3 protein-coding genes, 1 tRNA gene and 1 pseudogene are annotated in these 3,211 nt (G+C 68.7%); 1 reads left to right on the top strand and 4 read right to left on the bottom strand.

Annotation, left to right across the window (positions count from 1 at the left end; genetic code table 11):
• Positions 1–607 (bottom strand): annotated as a pseudogene (locus KZA10_RS10465) (hypothetical protein); the annotation flags it as partial.
• Positions 608–780: 173 nt separating this feature from the next.
• Between KZA10_RS10465 and KZA10_RS10460 the strand changes: the two are divergent.
• A tRNA-Ser gene (locus KZA10_RS10460) sits at positions 781–868 on the top strand.
• 111 nt (positions 869–979) lie between these two features.
• Here KZA10_RS10460 and KZA10_RS10455 read toward each other — a convergent pair.
• The 3 genes from KZA10_RS10455 to KZA10_RS10445 form a co-directional block, all read right to left on the bottom strand.
• Positions 980–1,582 (bottom strand): GNAT family N-acetyltransferase, encoded by a 603-nt coding sequence (locus tag KZA10_RS10455; protein WP_141385806.1) that lies wholly within the window; start codon positions 1,580–1,582, stop codon positions 980–982.
• A 29-nt stretch (positions 1,583–1,611) separates the two neighbouring features.
• A complete protein-coding gene (locus tag KZA10_RS10450) occupies positions 1,612–2,241 on the bottom strand; it encodes a phosphatase PAP2 family protein (protein WP_167497372.1) in 630 nt (209 codons plus the stop codon).
• Positions 2,242–2,272: 31 nt separating this feature from the next.
• Positions 2,273–3,211: MFS transporter (locus tag KZA10_RS10445; RefSeq protein WP_218682834.1), on the bottom strand; the 939-nt coding region annotated here is incomplete at its 5' end.

The following is a 3,211-nucleotide window of genomic DNA, read 5'->3' as shown; positions in this document are numbered from 1 at the left end:
GCCCTCGGCCCGCGCCGTCGACGGCGCGGGCCTCGACGTCCGCACGCTCATCTCCGACCTCCCCGATAACGAGTCCGTCGGGGCCGTCCCGGTACTCGCCGTCTGCGCTCACGTGGACCCGCACGAGAGCGTCCGGCTCGTGGTCGGTCCCGACGAAGGAGACGAGGGAGTCGATGAGAACGGCGCTGCTCAGCAGCTGCTCGACGAAGACGCCGGATTCCCTCGCCGTGTCGGCGTCGCTGAAGAAGGCGGCCACGCCGTCCGCGCTGCACTGCCGGAGGACGGTGGGCCCGACGATCGACACGAAGGGAACGGCGACGTACTCCTGCAGTTCGAGCGTCTGGCTGCCGTCGAGGGTCAGCTGGTCACCGGGCCTGCAGAAGCGCCCGTCGTATTCGACGACTCGCGGATCGCTCCGCACGGCCGTGCCCGCCGGGGTGAAGACGACGTCCCCCGCCCTGCTCCCGCTCAGCACCGCCTCGAGGTGCGTGTCGGATTCTAGGAAGAACACCGCTCCCTCGACGAACCCGCGCCGTGCGCTCACATACTGCTCGAAAGCCGTCGCGGTGCGGTGGCCGCTTCGTGTCGCCGTCGAACTCGCCTGCATGCTTCCCCCAGAGAAACGTCGTATCACGATAGAAGGCGATACGTCCTCACATGAGGCTATCCAGGCGGCAGGTGACGTGCAATATTTCACATCCGGGGGTGCCGGAGGCCAGGGTGTCGGCGATCTGTCCTGTCGCACGCCCGGCATCGGATAGGATGGACAGGTTGTTCCTTGGTGACGTGTCCGAGCGGCCGAAGGAGCACGCTTGGAAAGCGTGTGTTGTGCAAGCAACCGCGGGTTCGAATCCCGCCGTCACCGCCAAACAAGAAGAGAGCCCCCGCTGGTGCGGGGCTCTCTTCTTGTTGATGGGGCGTTGGGGACTCGGAAGGGGAGAGCACCGGGGCCCGCCCTCGCCGCCGGAATCGCGAGGGCTCAGCCGTCGAAGCGCACGCCGTAGATCTGACCACCCGGCTCCGCCGGCAGGCGCGTCATCCCGAGCCGCTCGTAGAAGGCGGCGGCACCGGCATTGTTCGGGTCGATCCCCAGGTGCAGCCCGCGCACCCCGCGCCGGGTCAGCTCGGCGAACAGCGTCTCGATGAGCTGGCGACCCAGACCCTGCCCCTGTGTCTCGGGAAGCAGGTCGATGTGCAGGTGGGCCGGGTGATCCCCGACGTTCGGCTCGATGCCGGCGGCACGGCTGTATCCGTAGTCGATCATCCGATCCTCCCGCGTGGCCACCTCCACCGGCCGGGGGTGGCGTCCCTCGAGCGTCGGCCACCACTCCTCACGGAACCAGGTGTAGAAAGCGTCGGTGTCGTCCGTCGCCACGATGTAGCCGATCGTGCGCTCGTCGTCGCTCTCGACCACCCACGCGAGATCGGGATGACGCTCGGCGTAGGGCACCGCGAACAGGTCGCCCCACAGCGAATCGTCCGACAGCACACCGGTCGCATCCGCCCCGGCATCCGCCGTCTTCACGCAGATCTCGTACAGCGCGGCACGATCGGTGGGGCGGTACGGACGAATGCGGGACACGGCGACTCCTCGGGAGGGAACGGGTCCTGTCAGCCTATCGGCGCCTCGACCGCGACTCTGTTGCGCTGCACCCACGGGAGCAGCCAGGCGGCGAGCACCAGCACGACACCGGCGCCGACCAGCGCACCGCCGAGGGTGTCAGTCGCCCAGTGTACCGAGAGGAAGGTGCGCGAGAGGGCCATCGCGAGCACCCATGCCGCCCCGACGATCGCGACCCAGACCCGCGGGAAGAGCACCCAGAGCACGAGCGCGATCGTCGCGGCGTTCGCGGTGTGACCGGAAGGGAACGAGCCGTAGTCGCTCACCACCAGCATGTCGTCGGGCCGCGCACGCCCGAAGAGCTGCTTGAGCAGCTGCACACCGGCGGCACTCGCGGCGAAGCAGAGAGCGGCGAACAGCGCACCGCGCCACCGCCGTGCGATCACGAGCACCAGGATCGTCAGCAGCGGTACTCCGAGGATGGCGACCCAGCCACCACCGACCCAGTTCAGCGCGAGGGCGAAGTCGACCATCCAGTCCGCACGGGCCCCGGCGATCGTGTCGTTCCACCACCGATCGAACCCGGAGGTCGCCGGGTAGGCGAACACGACCACGGCACCCAGCACCGTCGCGAGCGCGAGGAGGCCCACTCCCCACCACAGCAGCATCCGCCTGTTCATCGTCCCATTCTGTCGGACGATGCCTGAACACTCAGGGAGCGAGCATCCCGACCGTGCGCGGACGCACGACGAACCAGAGCGACAGGATGCCGATCGCGGCGCATCCGACCATGACGGAGGCCATGGTCGTCGCGGTGATCCCGGCGTCGTGCGAGAGCCATCCGACGACGGGCGAGATGAGGCCGGCGACGCCGAAGTTCGTCGCACCGATGATGGACGCCGCGGTTCCTGCGGCTTTTCCGTGACGGTCGAGCGCCAGCACCTGCACGTTCGGGAACGTGAATCCGCACGCGGTCATGAACACGAACAGCGGGATCACCGTGCCCCACAACCCGAGGCCGAGCTGATCGGTGACGATGATCGCGACTCCGGCGAGCAGCAGCACCGCGGTCGAGTAGGCCATGACCCACTGCGGCCCGAAGCGCGCGGCGAGTCGGGACGCGGTCTGCACGCCGAAGACGACACCGAGCGAGTTCACGGCGAACAGCAGACCGTACTGCTGCGCATCGAGTCCGTGCGTCACCTGGAACAGGAACGGCGATGCCGACAGGTAGGAGAACAGGCCGGAGAAGGTCATCCCGCCGATCACGAGCACGCCGAGGAACACCCGGTCCGAGAGCACGGAGCGGTACCGCTGCAGCATGGTCGCCCCTCCCCGGCCCTGGCGACGTGCGACGGGCAGGGTCTCCGGGATGAACAGGATCGTCGACAGCAGCATCACCACGCCGTAGGCGGCGAGCACGCCGAAGATCCCACGCCAGGGCATGAGCGTGAGCAGCCACGAGCCGATCAGGGGCGCGATGACCGGAGCCACACCCGAGACCAGGGCGAGGCGGGAGAGCATGACGACCAGTCGCCGCCCGCCGAACAGGTCGCGCACGATCGCCATGGCCACGACGCCACCGGCCGCCGCTCCCACGCCCATGAGCACGCGGGCGACGCTGAGCAGTCCGAGGTCCGGCGCGAAGGC

This window comes from Microbacterium sp. BF1 (assembly GCF_019279095.1).
Lineage (GTDB): Bacteria > Actinomycetota > Actinomycetes > Actinomycetales > Microbacteriaceae > Microbacterium > Microbacterium maritypicum.
This window is presented reverse-complemented; position numbering and strand designations above follow the sequence as displayed.

Excerpts from the sequence above, each read along its gene's own strand:
- KZA10_RS10450 (WP_167497372.1), bottom strand. The coding sequence starts at position 2,241 with ATGAACAGGCGGATGCTGCTGTGGTGGGGAGTGGGCCTCCTCGCGCTC.